The sequence below is a fragment of the Verrucomicrobium sp. 3C genome (assembly GCF_000379365.1).
GTDB lineage: Bacteria > Verrucomicrobiota > Verrucomicrobiia > Methylacidiphilales > Methylacidiphilaceae > Methylacidimicrobium.
Map to the genome: position 1 here is coordinate 671,479 of NZ_KB901875.1, position 12,976 is coordinate 684,454.

The following is a 12,976-nucleotide window of genomic DNA, read 5'->3' on the forward strand; positions in this document are numbered from 1 at the left end:
GATAAATAACGACCATTTTGCCAGTCTATCCTTTTTTCTAGCAATCCCCCCGATTTTTTTTCAAGCTACCAACGCGCCCGTGAACAACCCTCCTCTACTCGACTCTACGTCTTCCACGAAGGAAGCTTTGCCTCTACCGGAACACAGCATTCAGACACCAAAGCCATCCATCCGCCCGTGGGAATGGGCGACCTCTGCGTTCGCGAGAGACATTGGCATCGACCTGGGGACAGCAAACACCTTGGTCTATTGCCGTGGCCAAGGCATCGTCCTGCGAGAACCTTCGGTCGTCGCCGTACACCAATCGACCAAGCAAGTGGTGGCAGTCGGCGGAGAGGCCAAACGGATGTTGGGTCGCACCCCGGGGAATATCCAGGCGATTCGTCCGATGAAGGACGGCGTCATCGCGGACTTCCGGCTCACGGAGGAAATGCTCAAGGCTTTCATCCGCAAAACCCAAGCGAAGATCTCCTTCCGGAGGCCACGCATCGTCGTCGCCGTGCCGAGCGGGATCACCGAAGTCGAGAGACGGGCCGTCGAGGAATCCGCCCGGCATGCCGGAGCTCGTGAAGTCTATCTCGTCGAAGAGCCGATGGCGGCTGCCATCGGGGTTGGTCTACCCATCCATGAGGCTTCGGGCAACATGATTGTCGATATCGGGGGCGGGACGACCGAGGTAGCCATCATTTCCCTTTCCGGAATCGTCTATTCCCGCAGCGTCCGGGTAGCAGGCGACGAGTTCGACGAGAGCATTTCCAACTACCTCCGCCGTGCCTACAACTTGATGATCGGCGAGCGCACGGCGGAAGAGATCAAGATGCGGATTGGTTCCGCCCACCCGCTGGAAACCGAGACCGTGATGGAGGTGAGGGGACGTGATTTGGTTGCGGGCCTTCCAAAGACCTTGACGGTTACTTCTCAGGAAGTGCGGGAAGCCATGATGGAGCCGCTATCCGTGATCGTGGAATCGGTTCGAATTACGCTGGAACGCTGTCCTCCGGAGCTATCAGCCGATCTTCTCGAGAGGGGCGTAGTCCTGGCCGGAGGGGGTGCCCTTCTGCGCGGCCTCGATCGCCTTTTGAGCGAAGAGACTTCCTTACCGGTACATGTTGCTGAAGATCCGTTGAGCGCCGTTGCCGAGGGCACAGGCAAGGTCCTCGAAGAGTATTCCGTTCTCAAAAAGGTCGCGCGGGCCGAAGGGCGCCGGTGAGCTAGGAACAGTGCCGGACCTTCCCGCGGTTCCGGAAGTTGTCGCGCATCATGCCCGTTGACGAAGATTCGCCTATTCCCACGCACGGAGAACCGTCGATCGAGCCTCGCGGCAGGGTGGGACGCGTCCCCCTCTATCTGGGGGCCGCTTCCCTATTTCTCCTGCTGATCGGACTCGCACTCCCCCGCGCCTGGGAAGGAGATCTGCACAGGATCGGGCTCGAAATGGCTTCCCCCTTCCTTTCCGCTTGGGATCGCATCCTAAAGACCTGGGAGGATTTCGATCTGGGCACCAAGACCCTGACGGAGGTCCAGGCCGAACTGAAGCAGTTGCGCGTCCGCAACGCCGAGCTAGCGATGCAGAACAGCTATCTAAACCACCTGCAGGAGGAAAACGATCGGCTGCGCGAGATGCTCTCCTTTCGGCACAACTCGGCCTTTCACTTGCTCTCCTGCCGGGTAATCAGCCGCGACCCCTCCAACTGGTGGAGCAACATTTACGTCGACGTGGGTTGGGGCGACGACAGCCGGCTCTCTTCCGATCTTCCCGTTGTCACCCCCCGCGGGGTGGTCGGCAAGACGGGGCTCGTCGCACGGAACCTCAGCCAAATCATTCTGCTAACCAATGAGAACTGCAAAGTGTCGGCGATGAGCGAGATCTCAAAGGATCAAGGCCTGGTGGTCGGTGCGGGCACACCGGAGGACAACAAACCCTACGCCCGCATGATCTATCTTCCCAGGAACGCTCAGGTTGCCGTGGGGGAGCGCGTGCTGACCAGCGGGTTGGGAGGGGTCTTTCCAGCCGGACTCTATGTGGGAAGCATCAGGCAGGTGCTGCCCTTGGAAGCTTCGCGCTCCTTCGGCCTCTACCGGGAAGCTACGATCGATCCCGGAGTCGATCTGACCCAGCTGTCCGAGATGTTTGTCGTCTTGCTGGGCCGGTAGCACGGCCCGTCCATCCGGTTCTCTTTCCATTGCCATTCGAATCCCGAGGCGCTATAAAATAGTGAACGATGCGGGCGGCTGGCCGAAGGTGCAGATTTCCACGACTTGCGCGAAAAGGCGGGACTGCGCTCGCCGCCCTTAGGGAGGAATTCGAATTCGATTCTGCCCTTGGCTCTTCGAAACGCAGGGTAGAGTGGATGGGGTGACGACAATGGCGGCGGGCGGATTCAGGATGCGCTCGCTGGGTGCAGATCTCGGCCGCAAGGCGATCTACGCAGTGCCAGCTCTTTTCTGCTTGGGGTTTTGCATCGTCGTAGTGCCCTTGCAGATGATTCTTCCAAGCTTGCCGCCGGTTTTTGTAAAGCCGGATTTGTCAGCCATGCTGATTGCCTATGCCGCCTTCCGGCTGCCTCTGATCCCATCCTTCGGCCTCGCGGCGGCTGTAGGGTTCTGGCGCGATCTGCTCACGCCAGGCCCTATTGGTCCGTACCTACTCGCCTTTACGCTGACTTCGATTCTTGTGTTTCTGGTGCGGCACGGCTTGTTCCTGGACAGCGCCTGGTTCTTCCCAGGGATGGCCGCTCTGGCCACATTCGTAATTCTCGGAATGGCGCATGCGATCGCACTTCTGGAGCATCGTCAATGGGTTTGGTCGGTCGCCCCCTGGAATGGATTTGTGATCTCGGCGCTGCTTACCGCAGTCGTCAGCGTCCCCACAGGCTGGTTTTTTGACTGGAGTTGGAAGTTGCTGCTATCCAGAAGATCCGTCGACAAAGAGGACGATTTGCTGGAGATAGAAGTGTTGTGAGGAATTCTCTGGCTTCTCCAGCCTTCTACATGCCGAAAGTCCGAGTCGGCCTTGTCGCCTTGGTCATTGCATCCTGCCTGGGGCTTTTGATCGTCCGTCTATGGATTCTCCAAGTGATCGAAGGGCAGACTTACGCGAGTCGATTGAGAAATCAGACCACGATCGCCCTTCGCCTCGATGGCGCACGCGGTCCGATCCTTGATCGAAACGGCATCGCTCTTGCCGAAAACCGTGCCACCTACGAAATCGATCTCTATCTCGATCAACTGGTGCGCGAGTATCCGAAGCGCCATCGCGGCCGCGTGCCCCGGATCCAGGTGGAACGGAGGATGGGCGGGGGAACTCTGCTTCGCAAGGAGCCGGATATCTACCGAGTGGTCATGACCGATCTCATTCCCGTCGCCAACGCTCTCCACCTCGAAGTCAAACTCAATCCGAAGGAACTCCAACGTCACTATTTTACCAGCCCAAACGTCCCCTTTCGCTTCGCATCGGAGCTCAGCTACGCGACCGTCGCTCGCTTTGCCGAGCAAAACCTGGGCGTTCCCGGGATCGACGTCGCCGTGCGTCCGGTACGCCACTATAATTTCGGTGCCTTTGCGTCGCATGTTCTTGGCTATGTCGGCCCTCCCCGTGACACGGAGCGCCTCGGGCCCGACGGCTACGATCTGGAGACGGTCGGCCGCATCGGCGTCGAGCGGTTGATGGATGGGCAGTTGCAAGGAAAGCCAGGAGGCAGAATTCTTCGCGTCAATCATCGAGGCTACATCGTCGCTGAAGAGGGATACACGAGTCCGAACCTCGGCGCGTCTGTCTACCTAACTCTGGATGCGCGGATACAAGCAATCGTGCAAGACGCGCTTCGCACGGTGGGGCGTGGAGCCGCGATCGTCTCGGACCCGAATACCGGGGACGTCTTGGCCATGGCTTCCGTACCCGATTTCGACCCCAATGGATTCGTTCCCAAAATCAGCCAGGAAGATTGGAAAAGGCTCGCTTCCGATCCGACAAGACCGCTTCTCAATCGGAGCGTCTCCGCCTACTCCCCGGGCTCCGTCTTCAAAGTGCTGGTTTCTCTCGCCGCTTTGAAGTACGGGGCCATCACTCCCCAGACGCAGATCTATTCCCCCGCCGCGATTGACATCGGTGGACACCTATTTCATGACTGGACCAAGACTGGGCGCGGCAACATCACCCTAGACGAAGCGCTCCAATATTCGTGCAATACGTTTTTCTATCAACTGGGCATCCGCACTGGAATCAAGAATTTGGACGAGATGGCGGAGCTTTGTGGCTTCGGACAGCCCACCGGACTGCCCTACCTCGGTGAGTCCCCGGGCATTTTGCCCGGCCCTGCATGGATGAAACTTTACCACCCTCTGGAACGATGGACGACCGCCCATACGGCTAACTTCTCCATCGGCCAAGGCTTCTTGGAAGTGACCCCGCTCCAGATGGTGGTTCTCATGGGAGCGGTCGCCAACGGCGGCACCGTCCTCTATCCCCGGCTCGTGGTCGGAGTCTCCGACACTCAGGGCCACCAACTCGCCTCCATTCCTCCCCGACCACGGGCCGCCCTTGGATTGCGGACGCAAGATTTGAATGCAATCCGCAAGGGCCTGCTCGCCGTGGTCGAAAGCGGAACTGGCCACTCTGTGGCAATCCCCGGAATCGCCATCGCCGGCAAGACCGGTTCGGCCCAGGCGAAACGGCGGTGGAACGGAAAGCTCTATAACGATGTCCGTGCCTGGTTTGTCGGCTTCGCCCCGTATCAGCATCCGAAGTACGTGGTCTGTGTGATGGTGGAAGGAGGCATCGGGGGAGGTGCAACGGCTGGCCCGATCGTGCATAAAATCCTGGAAGGCATTTTGGAACTGGAGCGAACGGGATCCGCTCCGCAACTGGTCTATTTTAATCCGGCCCAGGGCAACTTCGACGGCCTGACGGAGATTCAGCCCAAGGCCGATGCCCCGCCGCCGGTTCATCCGGCCACTCGGGTTCGCGAAGAGGAAGACGCCCAGGACCGATCTTCCTCCGATGAAGGATAGCAAGAATGACGATGTTGGAACAAGAGCGGCTCAGCCTCCTCACAAAGCTGGCGCGTTTCGATTGGTCCCTTTTGGTGGTCGCGATGGCTTTGTCGGCTTTTGGGATCGTCGTCGTCTATAGTGCAACCTATTCAAGCGAGAGCCAAGAGTTTCGCAACGCAGCTTTCTCCCAGAGCGTTTGGCTATTGACCGGCACGGCGATCTTCTTTGTCTTGTCCTTGATCGACTACCGGAATTGGGTGAAGTGGGGATGGCTCTTGTTCCTCCTTTCTCTTCCCGCCCTCTTGGTCGTGCTCCTCGTCGGGCAGACGGTCAACGGAGCCAAGAGTTGGCTGCGCCTCGGCCCGATCAGCATTGAACCCGCCGATTTGACGAAGGTGGGATTTGTTCTCTTCGGAGCCTGGTGGATTCGCCGAACGAAGAGTCGGGGACTCGTTCTTGCCGGTCCGCTCGTGGCAGCCATGGCCGTCCCCACGCTTCTGATCCTCAAACAGCCTGCCTTGGGTTCGGCAGGAGTCTTTTTGCCCCTCTGCTTTGCGATCCTCTTCGTCGGCGGACTGAAGATGCGGTACGTCTTCCTCGGGGTGCTCGGCCTGCTCGGCGTTCTTGTGTGCGCCTATTGGGGAGTGGGCAAGCTGGGTTGGGACATTCCGGGACTAAAACCTTACCAGATGAACCGGATCCGCACGTTCTTCGATCCGACCCTCGATCCGCTGGGCGCGGGTTGGACGATCAACCAATCCTTGATTGCCATCGGTTCCGGAGGCTTGAACGGGAAGGGATACCTCAAAGGGACCCAGAACATGCTCGGTTTCCTTCCGAAGAATATCTCGTACACGGATTTTATCTTTTCGGTGGTTGGGGAGGAGTGGGGCTTCTTAGGCGGCGCCGCCGTGATCGCTGGAGAGTGTCTTCTGCTCCTGCTCTGCCTCCGCATCGCCATGGCCGCTCGGGAACCTGCGGGGCGAGTCGTCGCGGTCGGCATCGCCATGATTTTTTTTACGCACATTTTCGTGAACGTCGGGATGACCATCAAGGTGGTGCCTATTACGGGCATCCCCTTGCCGTTCATCAGCTATGGAGGAACCTTCCTCATCAGTTGCCTTGCAGGATTGGGCCTAGTGGAGAGCGTATGGATTCATCGGAGAGCCGAAGAAGCCGAGTCAGGGGGGGTCTGACAGGGCTAATCTGCATTCTCGTTCTCATCGCAAACCGCCTTGTTGCGGGGACAAAGGGAGGGAACCCGCCGCACGTGGCGGAGTCGCCCTTCGGTCGCCGCGTCGAGCAAACTTCACAGAAGGGTCCTTGGCCTGAAGGGTGCCGTGCCTGCGGGGCCAGGGCGAAAAAAAGGGCAAGTAAAGAAGGAGATCATTTATGCTTTTCGATCGAATCCGCCGTTGGGTTCGTCTCAAACCGAATGCAGACAAAAAAGAGATCGCGATCAGTTCCGAACCACTGGAGTATCGGGTTGCTATCTTGGAAGACGGCCAGCTCGAGGAGTTGGCGCTTGAACGACGGGAACAGCGCGGTATCGCCGGCAACATCTACAAGGCCCGCGTAAACAATGTCGAACCCACGCTGAAAGCTCTCTTCGTCGACATCGGGGTAGGGAAAAACGCCTTCCTTCACTATTGGGACGCGATCCCCGCCGCGCTGGATGCGAGCTTCGAAACGGTCGAGCGGCGCAGACGCAAGAGTAAGTCGCGCGCTCCTCGGGCCGAGGATATCCCTAAAATCTATCCAGCCGGCTCCGAGGTGGTCGTCCAGGTTACCAAGGGTCCGATCGGTACGAAGGGGGCCCGAGTGACGACGAATATCAGCCTTGCGGGCCGCTACCTGGTGCTGAGCCCATTTAGCGAGCAGTTCGGAATTTCCCGGAAGATCGATGCCCCGAAGGAGAGGGCGCGGCTCCGCAAGATTCTTGACTCCTTAGACGTACCGGATGGGATGGGCTTGATCTTCCGCACAGTGGGCGACGGGGCGCGAGCGCGCTATTTCGTTCGCGACCTCGCCTTTCTTCTTCGGCAGTGGCAGGAGATCAACGAAAAGATCCGCTCTCTTCCCGCTCCAAGCCTCGTCTATGAAGAGCCGGACCTCGTCCAAAGAACGGTGCGTGATTTTCTGACCGAGGATGTGGAGCGCATTCTCGTCGACGACGAAGAGGAAGCAAAACGCATACGGGAGATGGTCGCCCTGATTTCCTCTCGATCCCAAAGGAAGATCGTTTCATACAAAGATCCAACCCCTCTTTTCGAGCGTCTCGACATCGAAAAGCAGATTGATACTGCGTTCGGCAGGAAGGTTGATCTGCCGAGCGGGGGCTACATCGTGATCGACGAGGCCGAGGCGCTCGTTGCCGTCGATGTCAACACGGGGCGGGCTCGAGGCGGAAGCGACCAAGGAGGTGCCATTTTCCAGACGAACATGGAAGCCGCTCGGGAAGTTGCGCGTCAGCTGCGCCTGCGTAATATCGGAGGGCTGATCGTGATCGATTTCATCGATATGAAGGCCCGGCGCGAAGGAGAAGCGGTAGTGCAGAACCTCAAGGAGTGTGTCCGCCGGGACAAGGCAAAGATCAACATCTTGCCCATGTCCGAATTCGGCCTGGTGGAGATGACCCGACAACGAGTACAAGAGAGCATCCGGCATTCCCTTTATTCCCCCTGTCCCGCATGTAAAGGCCGTGGGATGGTCAAGTCACCAGAGACGATGAGCGTCGAAATCCAGCGGGCCATCGTTCGGGCTATGCGGCTTCATCCGGAGATCAAGGAGTTGCGCGTGCTCGTCCATCCCTCGACCCTCGAGCGACTGAAAACCGAGGACGAAGAGCTTCTGCTCGACCTCGAACGCCGATTGCAGGGGAAGCTCTATTTTCGGCCCGATGCCCACCTCGGCACAGAACAGTTCACCCTTCTGAACGCGATCACGGGCGAGGAGATGGCCTGATCCAACCCTGATCCCCTTCATGCTCGACATTCATTGGCTCCGTCAGCATTCCCAGGAGGCCCGAGAAAGACTGAAGACCCGCGGGCGCGGAGACGAGGATCTGGTCGACGCACTCCTTCACCGTGACGAGGAGCTACGCGCCAGCATCCGTTCCGTGGAAGAACTCCGAGCCAAGCGCAACCAGGTGAGCCGGGAAATCGGATTCCGCCAGGGAAAAGAGGAGCCCTCGCAAGCTCTTCTCATGGAAATGCGTGCACTTGGGAAAACCATTGAGGAAAGGGAATGTCAGCGACAGCGATTGGAGACGGAGGTCACGAATCTGCTCCTGCTCCTACCCAATCTGCCGCATCGCTCCGTTCCCATTGGGAACGGAGCCGAGGCGAATCGAACCATCCGCACATGGGGAGCACCTCGTGCCTTCTCGTTTCCGCCCAAGCCCCACTGGGAAATCGGCCAACAGCGAGCGTTGTTCGATTTCCCCACCGCCGCCAAGCTTGCTGGCAGTGGCTTTGCTCTCTTCCGCGGCGAGGGAGCACGCTTGCAGCGCACCCTCATCCACTTCATGCTGGATCTTCATGTCCAGGAACACGGCTATACGGAGATTTGGCCCCCCTTTCTCGTTCGACGGGAAGTCGCGATCGGCAGCGGCCATCTGCCGAAATTCGCCGAGGAGATGTATCACATCCCGTCGGACGATCTCTACCTCCTGCCGACTGCCGAGCTGGCGCTGGCCAATCTGCACTGTGGGGAAACTCTTCGGGAAGCTGCACTCCCGCTCCGCTACGTCGCCTATAGCCCCTGCTTCCGAAGGGAGGCAGGGAGCGCGGGAAAGGACACCCGCGGCCTTCTGCGCCTTCACCAATTTGAAAAGGTCGAGCTCGTTCAGATTACCCACCCGGAGGACTCTGACAACGCCCTAGAGGAGATCGTGCGCCATGCGGAAAAGGTACTCCAGCTTCTGGAGCTACCCTACCGAATCACCCTCCTTTGCACCGGCGACATGGGGTTTGGCGCCTCGAAATGTTACGACCTGGAAGTATGGGCCCCTGGGGTGGGAGCGTGGCTCGAAGTCTCCTCCTGCAGCAACCTTGAAGACTTTCAAGCTCGCCGAATGAATCTCCGTTGTAAGCGTGATCCCGCAGGTAAGCTGCGTTATTGCCACACGCTCAATGGGTCAGGGACGGCTCTGCCTCGTGTCCTGGCGGCCCTGCTGGAAAATCACCAGCAGGAGGATGGCCGGGTGTTGCTCCCGAAAGCATTTCGCGCTTATTATGCAAAGGAGCTTGTATGAGGCGTATTTTGTGTCATTTGTGGCTTTTCGGCCTTCTGTTGCTGCTCGCGCCGGCAGATTTGCGGGCCGACTTGGACCAGACTCAATGCGGCAAGATCGCCAAGCTGGTGGCGATCTTTCTCCAGCAAGCGCACTTTTCACAAAAGCCGTTCGACGAGCACGTTTCGCAGACCTTCCTGCGAAACTACCTCGATGCGCTCGACTTCAATCACACCATTTTCTTCCAGTCGGATATCGATGAATTTCAGAAAAAATACGGAACCACCCTCGGTGACTACACCCGGCGGGAAGACATTTCTCCGGCTCTCGATATTTACAATCGATTTCTGACCCGGGCGGCGGAACAGGAGCAGGGCGTGGAGTCTCTGCTCTCGGAGCCTCATGACTTCTCGAAGGACGAGACCTACCGGCCGGATCGCAGCAAGCTGCCTTGGCCGAAGGACGAGGCGGAGGCGCGTGATCTCTGGAGAAAGCGCGTCAAATATGAGCTTCTCCAAGGACTGCTTTCCAACGAGAACCCGGCGCAGACCCGGAAAGCCATCGCCCGTCGCTACAGCCGATTTCTCAAGGAGATGCGCGAGGCGGACACCGAGGAGATCGTCGACTATTACCTGAACTCGCTTGCGCACGCTTATGATCCCCATTCGGATTACCAATCGCCGAGCGAAGCGGAAAACTTCGAAATCAACAGCATCAAGCTCTCCTTGACGGGGATCGGAGCTGTGCTGAAATCGGAAGACGGCTACCCGAAAATCGTCAGCTTGGTCCCCGGCGCGCCCGCCGATCTCGATAAGCGGCTCAAACCCAACGATCGGATCGTTGCCGTCCAGCAGGAGCACGGCGAGCCCGTGGACGTGGTGGACATGAAGCTAAACAAAGTCGTCGAACAGATTCGCGGGGAACGCGGCACCAAGGTAACCCTTCTGGTGATCCCGGCAGATGCCACAGACGAGTCGGTGCGCAGATCGATCACTCTCTCTCGAGATGTCGTCAAGTTGACCGAGCAGCACGCGAAGGCGTTTGTTTACGATCGCCCCGCGACGCAGGGGAATCCGCCGGAACGGTTCGGCGTCATCCAGCTCCCGGGATTCTATGAGAAATGCAGCGAGGATGTCGCGCTGCTGCTCAAGCGCCTGGAAAAGGAACATGTCGCTGGAGTGGTGCTCGACCTGCGGCGCAATGGGGGAGGGATGTTGGAAGAGGCAATCAACTTAGCTGGCCTCTTTCTTCGAGACGGACCCGTTGTCCAGGTGAAGGACTATCGCGGACGGACCCAGGCTTTCCGCATCACCGGAAACCATCTCTGCTATGCGGGTCCGTTGCTCGTCCTGGTCAGCCGCTTCAGCGCTTCCGCATCCGAGATTGTCGCGGCGGCCCTTCAAGATTACGGCCGTGCAGTGATCATCGGCGATCGGACGACTCACGGCAAGGGCACGGTACAAACGCTCCTCCCGCTCTCCGACTACGTCCCATGGGACTTCCACGGGGATCCTGGCAAGCTGAAGGTAACGGTCCAGAAGTTTTATCGGGTGACCGGATTGAGCACCCAACAACGTGGGGTCGCGTCCGACGTGCTTCTTCCGTCGATTGACGACTATCTCGAGCTTGGAGAGTCGTCCCTGCCTCACGCTCTCCCTGCCGACGCCATTCCTCCGGCCTATGTTCAAAAAGCTAGTGGAGAAGCAGACTTCCTGCCCATTCTGCAGAAACGTTCCTCCGAGCGAGTGGCGTCTAATCCGGACTTTGCCTACGTCTTGGCACAGATCGATCTCATCAAGCGCAAGAACGCCGATAAGGCGGTTTCGCTCAGTCAGTCGATCCGGCTCAAAGAGAAGCAGGAGGCCGAAGCGAATAAGGCAGCCCTGGAGGCAAAGCGCGCACGCCGGCCCGCGCCAAACGAAAACATCTACTATCTGGATATCGACTCCGCGCGAAGCCGTAAGCCATTGAAACTTCTGCCGCGATCCACGGTAAAGAATTCTCCTGCGGAAACGTCGGGCGATGGCTCGATCGTGCGAGATCTCGAAGAAAAGAACTCGGAAGACGGCACTCCGCAGGTTGGGAACGATTTTTCTCTGGAAGAGGCTCTGAACGTATTGGGAGATTACGTCACCCTGCTGCAGAAGGTCGGCAATTCCTTGGCTCTCAAAAATACCCAATAAAGGAATCTCCTGCTTGATTGCAAATGACCACACCGAACACGATCGAAGTTGAAGGCACAATCGTCACGATTCTTCCCGGAACCATGTTCCGGGTCGAGTTGGACGAGAGCCAGCATCAGGTACTCGCACATATTTCCGGTAAAATGCGGAAGCATTTCGTCCGATTGACGTGCGGGGATCGCGTCAAGTTGGAAATGTCTCCCCACGATCTGACCAAAGCTCGCGTTCTCTACCGACTGGATCGTCCATCTCAAGACAATCGCCCCGCGCGGAGGAAACACCAAAGATTCCGACGGGGAGGTCGCCGGCACTAAACCACTGACCGCGCCATCCCTACGGTGCACAGTTCCAAGCCGCCAAGGAAGGGGCGTCGCAATTTTCTCTTGGACGTCTTGCTGCCTTCGCTCTTTGTACGGAAAGGGGGGGTCCGTCTCTCTCCTTCCTTTCCTTCGCTGTCCGAAGGCCAAGTCTGCCTGACATGGGTTGGCCACGCGTCTTTCCTGGTCCAAACTCCACGGCATAATATCCTGATCGATCCGAACTGGGCGAACTGGCTGCTCGTAATCCGCAGGCTCAAGCGAGCGGGCATCGCCATCCGTGACCTGCCGGACATCGACTTGGTGTTGATCACCCACGCTCATTTCGATCATCTCAACCGGAGGTCTCTTAGGGAAGTTGCTGCGCGGCAACCCGTAGCCGTCCCGTCCGGAGTCAGCAACCTCGTGCACGGTTTGGGCTTCGACCAGGTGCGGGAGATGACCTGGTGGGATCACTGGGAGGTGGAGGATCTCTCGGTCACGTTCACACCCGCTCATCATTGGGGCGCACGGTATCTCGCGGACCGACATCGGGGCTATGGCGGCTATTCCCTCGCCTATGGAGCACGCACCATCTATCACTGTGGGGACACCGCTTACTTCAAGGAGTTCCCGGAGATCGGCAAACGTCTCCGTCCGGAGATCGTCCTCATGCCGATCGGCTCCTACGATCAACCTTCGAAACGGGTGTCACACATCACCCCGGAGAAAGCCGTCCAAGCTTTCCTGGAATTGCAGGGCAAGATTCTAATCCCCATGCATTTCGGAACGTACAGAATGAGCTACGAGCCTCTTCATGAGCCTGCCCATCGGCTGCTCGTCGCCGCAAGCCGTGCAGGCATCCTTTCGCAAGTCCATTTTCTCCACGAAGGAGTTCCGCGAATCTTTTGATGAATCGAGATCGGGGGAAGAGGCTCGAGAAAGCACGCCGATTGCAACTGCGCCTTTGTGGCAGCGACAAGCGTCCATCGGCGAACAATCCAGGCAGATTTCCATTGTCACCCCCGCAAATCATGGAATATGGTGGCAGATCTTCCAGGGGTTTGAATTTCTTGCGAAACATCCTCGCCTCCGTTCGGAAATGGGACGCTTCGCATAAACCAGGGAGCCATAGCTCAATTGGTTAGAGCGCTGCCCTGTCACGGCAGAGGTTGCGGGTTCGAGACCCGTTGGCTCCGGTTTAACGCACTATGCCGCTAACCTGCATGTCCCACAAAGCTCGCACCCGAGGCATCGCGAATGGGCCACGA

Annotated in this window: 10 protein-coding genes and 1 tRNA gene; all 11 read left to right on the forward strand. The window is 58.4% G+C overall.

Going from position 1 to position 12,976, the window contains the following annotated elements; all coding sequences use genetic code 11:
* Nucleotides 1-169: 169 nt before the first annotated feature.
* The 11 genes from A37A_RS0103935 to A37A_RS0103990 all read left to right on the forward strand — a co-directional run bounded on the left by A37A_RS0103935 (nucleotide 170) and on the right by A37A_RS0103990 (nucleotide 12,904).
* A complete protein-coding gene (locus A37A_RS0103935) occupies nucleotides 170-1,210 on the forward strand; it encodes a rod shape-determining protein (protein ID WP_026195634.1) in 1,041 nt (346 codons plus the stop codon).
* A 50-nt stretch (nucleotides 1,211-1,260) separates the two neighbouring features.
* On the forward strand, nucleotides 1,261-2,154 hold the full coding sequence (mreC, locus tag A37A_RS0103940) for a rod shape-determining protein MreC (RefSeq protein WP_018290229.1): 894 nt from the start codon (nucleotides 1,261-1,263) through the stop codon (nucleotides 2,152-2,154).
* Nucleotides 2,155-2,356: 202 nt separating this feature from the next.
* Nucleotides 2,357-2,962, forward strand: a complete 606-nt coding sequence (locus A37A_RS0103945) for a hypothetical protein (RefSeq protein WP_155996469.1) — start codon at nucleotides 2,357-2,359, stop codon at nucleotides 2,960-2,962.
* Nucleotides 2,959-5,010 (forward strand): penicillin-binding protein 2, encoded by a 2,052-nt coding sequence (mrdA, locus tag A37A_RS0103950; protein ID WP_018290231.1) that lies wholly within the window; start codon nucleotides 2,959-2,961, stop codon nucleotides 5,008-5,010. The genes A37A_RS0103945 and mrdA overlap by 4 nt, the downstream gene beginning before the upstream one ends.
* 5 nt (nucleotides 5,011-5,015) lie before the next feature.
* Nucleotides 5,016-6,188, forward strand: coding sequence for an FtsW/RodA/SpoVE family cell cycle protein (locus A37A_RS0103955; protein ID WP_040887613.1), 1,173 nt, complete (start codon nucleotides 5,016-5,018; stop codon nucleotides 6,186-6,188).
* Between the two features lie 196 nt (nucleotides 6,189-6,384).
* Nucleotides 6,385-7,956, forward strand: coding sequence for an Rne/Rng family ribonuclease (locus A37A_RS0103960; protein WP_018290233.1), 1,572 nt, complete (start codon nucleotides 6,385-6,387; stop codon nucleotides 7,954-7,956).
* A gap of 19 nt (nucleotides 7,957-7,975) precedes the next feature.
* On the forward strand, nucleotides 7,976-9,247 hold the full coding sequence (gene serS / locus A37A_RS0103965; RefSeq protein ID WP_018290234.1) for a serine--tRNA ligase: 1,272 nt from the start codon (nucleotides 7,976-7,978) through the stop codon (nucleotides 9,245-9,247).
* On the forward strand, nucleotides 9,244-11,409 hold the full coding sequence (locus A37A_RS0103970; RefSeq protein ID WP_026195636.1) for a carboxy terminal-processing peptidase: 2,166 nt from the start codon (nucleotides 9,244-9,246) through the stop codon (nucleotides 11,407-11,409). The genes serS and A37A_RS0103970 overlap by 4 nt, the downstream gene beginning before the upstream one ends.
* A gap of 23 nt (nucleotides 11,410-11,432) precedes the next feature.
* Nucleotides 11,433-11,723 carry a translation initiation factor IF-1 gene (infA, locus tag A37A_RS0103975; protein WP_018290236.1) on the forward strand — a complete coding sequence of 97 codons (291 nt, stop codon included), beginning with the start codon at nucleotides 11,433-11,435 and terminating at the stop codon, nucleotides 11,721-11,723.
* Between the two features lie 69 nt (nucleotides 11,724-11,792).
* Entirely contained in the window at nucleotides 11,793-12,617 is an 825-nt protein-coding gene (locus tag A37A_RS0103980) for an MBL fold metallo-hydrolase (protein WP_018290237.1), read from the forward strand.
* A 213-nt stretch (nucleotides 12,618-12,830) separates the two neighbouring features.
* Nucleotides 12,831-12,904: transfer RNA gene (locus A37A_RS0103990), tRNA-Asp, on the forward strand.
* The last annotated feature ends 72 nt before the right edge of the window (nucleotides 12,905-12,976 follow it).